The sequence below is a fragment of the Holdemanella porci genome, assembly GCF_019052655.1.
Taxonomy (GTDB): domain Bacteria; phylum Bacillota_I; class Bacilli_A; order Erysipelotrichales; family Erysipelotrichaceae; genus Holdemanella; species Holdemanella hominis.
Map to the genome: position 1 here is coordinate 1 of NZ_JAHQVB010000094.1, position 5,872 is coordinate 5,872.

At 36.8% G+C, this 5,872-nt stretch carries 5 protein-coding genes and 1 pseudogene; all 6 read right to left on the bottom strand.

Features of this window, described 5'->3' with window-relative positions:
* Nucleotides 1-1,718: carbamoyl-phosphate synthase large subunit (carB, locus tag KTQ83_RS11075; protein WP_217256833.1), on the bottom strand; the 1,718-nt coding region annotated here is incomplete at its 3' end.
* Complete coding sequence (carA, locus tag KTQ83_RS11080; protein ID WP_217256835.1) at nucleotides 1,711-2,790, bottom strand: glutamine-hydrolyzing carbamoyl-phosphate synthase small subunit; 1,080 nt, start codon at nucleotides 2,788-2,790, stop codon at nucleotides 1,711-1,713. The genes carB and carA, both read right to left, overlap by 8 nt.
* Before the next feature lie 261 nt (nucleotides 2,791-3,051).
* Nucleotides 3,052-3,750: an orotidine-5'-phosphate decarboxylase gene (pyrF, locus tag KTQ83_RS11085; protein WP_117926750.1), complete on the bottom strand. Its 699-nt coding sequence runs from the start codon at nucleotides 3,748-3,750 to the stop codon at nucleotides 3,052-3,054.
* Nucleotides 3,750-4,658, bottom strand: a complete 909-nt coding sequence (locus KTQ83_RS11090; RefSeq protein WP_222621033.1) for a dihydroorotate dehydrogenase — start codon at nucleotides 4,656-4,658, stop codon at nucleotides 3,750-3,752. The genes pyrF and KTQ83_RS11090 overlap by 1 nt, the downstream gene beginning before the upstream one ends.
* Nucleotides 4,658-5,383: a dihydroorotate dehydrogenase electron transfer subunit gene (locus tag KTQ83_RS11095; protein WP_227403416.1), complete on the bottom strand. Its 726-nt coding sequence runs from the start codon at nucleotides 5,381-5,383 to the stop codon at nucleotides 4,658-4,660. The genes KTQ83_RS11090 and KTQ83_RS11095 overlap by 1 nt, the downstream gene beginning before the upstream one ends.
* Before the next feature lies 1 nt (nucleotide 5,384).
* A pseudogene (locus tag KTQ83_RS11100) lies at nucleotides 5,385-5,872 on the bottom strand (carbamoyl-phosphate synthase large subunit); the annotation flags it as partial.

Sequence of the window (5,872 nt, forward strand, 5' to 3'; positions counted from 1 at the left end):
GCATAGTCAAACTCAACACCTTGTCCAATACGAATTGGTCCTGAACCTAACACAACGATTTTTTTACGATCTGTACGTTCAGATTCATTTTTATTATCATAACTTGAATAGAAGTATGGAGTTGCACTCTTGAATTCACCCGCACAAGTATCTACCATCTTATATACTGGCGTGATTCCATTTTCTTTACGCAAGTTATATAAATCGAATTCTTTCATTTCCCAGTTACGTGCAATGTAGCTATCCGCAAAACCATATTTCTTTAATTTACGCAAAACTTCAACATCTTTGGGATTTTCCATCATTAGCTTTTCTAAACTGATAATTCTTGACAAGTGACACAAGAAGAAATCATCCATTTTCGTCACATTATGAATGGTTTCCATATCATATCCATTGCGAAGCCACTGTGTAACCGCAAAAATTCTTTCATCATCACACTTCTTGATTTTTTCAAGTAATTCTTCTTTCGTTAATCCAGCCAATTCTTTTTTGTATATATGATCCACTTTCATCTCTAAAGAGCGAACTGCCTTCAAGAAAGATTCTTCAAAGTTACGTCCAATCGACATAATTTCACCAGTTGCCTTCATCTGAGTTCCTAAATGACGATCTGCATTAGGGAATTTATCAAATGGGAAACGCGCAAATTTCGTTACAATATAGTCTAATGCAGGTTCAAAACATGCATAACTTGTTTTAGTAATTGGGTTAATAATTTCATCTAAACCTAAACCAACCGCTAATTTAGCACTAATCTTCGCAATTGGGTATCCTGTTGCCTTACTAGCTAGAGCAGATGAACGAGATACACGAGGGTTAACTTCGATGACATAATATTTAAAACTATTTGGATTTAATGCCAACTGTACGTTACATCCTCCACAAATTTTTAATGCACGAATAATTTTCAAAGATGCATTACGAAGCATTTGATTTTCACGATCTGTCAAAGTTTGAACTGGCGCAACAACCGTACTATCTCCTGTATGTACACCTACTGGATCAATGTTCTCCATATTACATACGACAATCGCATTGTCTTTGGCATCACGCATTACTTCGTATTCGATTTCTTTATATCCGGCAATACTTTGTTCAATCAAACATTGATGTACAGGACTAGCCTTTAATCCTGAATCACAGATTTCACGAAGTTCAGCCTCATCATCGGCGAAACCTCCACCCGTTCCACCAAGTGTATAAGCTGGACGAACAACTAATGGATATCCTTCGCGGTTTGCGAATTCAACAGCTTCTTCTACTGTATGAACAATCATACTTTCTGGTACTGGCTCGTTGATTTCCTGCATTAAAGATCGGAACAATTCACGATCTTCTGCACGATTGATCGCATGTAGGTCTGTACCTAAAATTTCTACACCAAACTCATCTAAGATTCCATCTTCATGTAATTCTACAACTAAGTTTAATCCTGTTTGACCACCCAATGATCCTAAAATGGCATCGGGTCTTTCTTTATAAATAACGCGTTTTGCGAAATCTACAGTCAAAGGTTCAATATAAACACGATCCGCAATGGCAGTATCTGTCATGATTGTGGCAGGGTTTGAGTTAATTAAAATAACTTCATAACCTTCTTCCCGAAGAGATTGACATGCCTGACTTCCGGCATAATCAAATTCAGCTGCCTGACCAATGATAATTGGACCAGATCCGATAACTAAGATTTTTTTGATATCTGTACGTTTAGGCATTTTTATTCTCCTCCATTAATTCAATAAATTGATCAAACAAGTAACGAGAATCTTCAGGTCCTGCACTTGCTTCTGGATGATATTGCACCGCAAAACAAGGATAGTCTTTATGACGAACACCCTCACAGCTTTTATCGTTTAATGCTTGGTGTGTCATTTCCAAGCGCGTATCCTTCAAGCTATCAATATCTACCGCAAAACCATGGTTTTGAGAAGTAATTTCTACTTTACCTGTTGAAAGATTAACTACAGGATGGTTAGCTCCACGGTGTCCAAATTTCAATTTATATGTTTTTGCACCACAAGCCAAAGATATCAACTGATGACCTAGACAAATTCCAAATACAACCGTTTGAGGAATCAATTCTTTAATCGTTTCAATAGCGACTTTTACATCGGTAGGATCACCAGGACCATTCGACAACATAACGCCATCTGGACGATAAGATAAGATTGTGCTTGCTGGTGTATCATATGGAACAATCACTAAATCGCATCCACGTTTTGATAGTTCACGAACAATACCTAATTTTGCCCCAAAATCCATCAATACAACTTTCTTACCACGATTTGGGATTGGGAATACTTTATTTGTCGAAACACGAGCCACTTGATCATGTAAAAAATCAGTGGCTTTTAAACCAGCAACTATCGCATCTACATTGGCATCCACATCAGCCATAACTGCCTTCATGGTACCTACGTTACGAATCTTCATTGTGATTTCACGTGTATCAATATCATAAATACCTGGAATATTTTCGCGTTTTAAGAAATCATCTAATGTTTCTGAACATCTGAAATTGCTTGGAAATTCACAATAGTCCTTAACGACAAATCCAAATACACATGGAACCATGCTTTCATTGTCATCACGATTGATTCCATAGTTACCAATCAATGGATATGTCATCATTACAATTTGCCCACAATATGAATTATCTGTTAAAATTTCTTGATAACCCGTCATTGACGTATTAAATACCAATTCACCAATTTGGAAGTTGTCACTACCAAACGCTGTTCCGCGATATACACTTCCATCCTCTAAAATCAAAAGTCTTTCCATAATTTGTCCTTTCTGTTATTTACTCAAAAAAAAGATTAGCAAACAATACATTGCCAATCTTTAAATGGAACCATTAAAAAGTATAGCACTACGAAGAATACTATTCATCTCAACCACTGACGTTTTTTTCATAAATAAAACTGGGTTCTTGATCATAGATATCCTCCTTTGAAAAAAATCGCTATATTTTTTCTGTTTAGTATACTACCACAAATCATGAAAATTTCAATAAAAAAGTAAAAAAAAGATGCGATTTCTCACACCTTATTTTGACATAGTTGCTTCAATTTCCTTGTATGTTTCAACAGGGTTTGCACTCTTAGTAATTGAACGACCCACTACGATATAATCACAACCTTGTTCTTTCGCAAATGCTGGAGTGGCAACACGTTTTTGATCATCTTTAGAATCACTTGCCAAACGAATACCAGGAGTAACTGTTAAGAAGTCTTCTCCACAAGCTTCGTGAATCGCCTTAGCTTCATGTACGGAACATACAACACCATCTAAGCCTGCTTCTTTGGCATTCTTCGCATATCTAATAACACAATCAATCACTTCACCTGGAATTCCTAATTCGTTATTCATAGCTTCTTTAGAAGTACTAGTAAGCTGAGTTACACCGATACACATAGGACGTTTTCCATCTTTAGCCCCTTCATTCAAACCATCAATGGCAGCCTTCATCATCGCAATACCACCAGCACAGTGTACATTGACAATATCTACACCTAAGTTCGCTAAGTTTTTCATTCCACCCTTAACTGTGTTTGGAATATCATGCAATTTCAAGTCTAAGAAAATATGGTGCCCCATTTCCTTCACTGTTTTTACCATTTCTAAACCACACGCATATGTTAATTCCATACCAATCTTTACATATACAGGTTCATCAAATTGTTTTAAGAAATCTACAACTTCTTCTTTGCTAGAAAAATCTAGTGCTACAATTGTCTTACTCATTATTTAAAACTCCTTCCAACTGCTTCTTCAATATTCTTATATCCATATTTCTCTAATACTTTTGGAAGATCCTCAATGATTTTTGGACATACATAAGGATCCACAAAGTTTTGGGCCCCCACTTCAACAGCACTTGCCCCAGCATTTAAGAATTCCAATACATCTTCTGCACAAGTAATTCCACCAACACCAATGATTGGAATATTTACAGCTTGTGCCACTTGATATACCATTCTTAAGGCAACTGGCTTAATGGCAGGACCAGAAAGACCACCTGTTACATTGGCAAGTAATGGTTTTCCCGTCTTCAAATTGATGCGCATACCCATTAAAGTATTGATCAATACAATGCCATCTGCACCGGCTTCTTCAACGGCTTCGGCAATTTCTACAATATTTGTTACGTTTGGTGAAAGCTTCACATATACAGGTTTTGTAGCTGCATCCTTACAAATCTTTGTCACATGTGCTGCAAGCTCAGGTTTCGTTCCCAAACCAATACCACCATGTTTTACATTAGGACAAGAAATATTTAATTCATAAGCCTTGATTACTGGCTGATCATTTAATTTCTTGATAACCTCTACATAATCTTCTTCACATGCACCCGCCACATTGGCCATGATTTCTGTATCATACTGTGCAAGGAATGGAAGTTCGTTTTTGATAATTGAATCTACGCCCTTATTTTGTAGCCCAATCGCATTCAACATTCCCATTGGAGTTTCGGCAATTCTTGGTGTAGGATTTCCAAAACGCTCTTGTGGCGTAGCCGATTTAATGGCAATACCACCTAATACACTCAAATCATATAGTTCGGCATATTCTTTACCAAATCCAAAACATCCACTAGCTGGAATAATTGGATTTTTTAAATTTAATCCAGGTAGTTTTACTGAAATATCCATTATAAAGCCACCTTTCTCATTTCAAATACAGGACCATCTTTACATACACGTAATGAATGTCCTTCTACATCTTTCACAACACATCCCATACAAGCACCTAGACCACATGCCATACGAGCTTCTAATGAAATATAGCCTTCACTATATTGTTCGTTGATTGCCTTTAACATAGGTAAAGGTCCACAGCTAAGCACAAATGGACATGTCACATTGTTTTCTTTGATTGCATCCAATGCCGTCCCCTTTGTACCCAATGAACCATCCATGGTTGCGACATATACATCGCATCCTAAAGCCTTAAATTCATCCACATAGAATACGCTACCGGCATCATTTGCACCTAATACTACAGTTACACGTGCATCTTTACTTAAATATTGTTTGGCTGTTTCATATAGTGGTGGTACACCAACACCTCCACCAATCAACAAAACTTCTTCTTTATCTTCAATTGGAAACCCATTTCCTAAAGGACCAAAGATATCTAATTTTCCTTCAAGTTCAGTCATTTGTAAAGTACCTTCACCAAGCACCTTGTAGATAATGACTAAAACATCTTCCTTAATTTCACTAATCGATATGGGTCTTCGCAAATAGAAACCTGGAACTGTGATTTCAATGAATTGACCAGGCTTAGCTGTTTTAGCTAAGCCTGTTTTCAATTCCATCTTCCAAATATCATTTGCGATTTTGACATTCGATAGAATCTTCGCAAATTCCTGCATACTATTTCCCCATTTCATTCATAGAAACCATTGAGAAACTCAATGACTCTAAAACTTTCACCAATGCATTCGCTGTATCTAAACTTGTCATGCAAGAAATGTTATTTTCTGCAGATACACGACGAATCAAGAATCCATCGGCACTTGTGTTCTTCTTATTAGACATTGTGTTGATGACAAAGTTTACACGTCCATTACGAATAATGTCTAGAACGTTTTTACCATCTTCTGTTTCAATCTTGCTAGCACGGTGAACATACAATCCTTCTTTTTCAAATAGATCTGCCGTTCCCTTCGTCGCATAGATTCCATATCCGATATTTGCGAAACGTCTCGCTAATTCTAATGCTTCTTGTTTATTTTCATCATCAATTGTCATTAATACATTTCCATGTGTTGGAACACTCACACCACTGGCAACCAATGCTTTATATAATGCTTTTTCTAAGTTTACATCACTACCCAAAGCCTCACCTGTAGATTTCATTT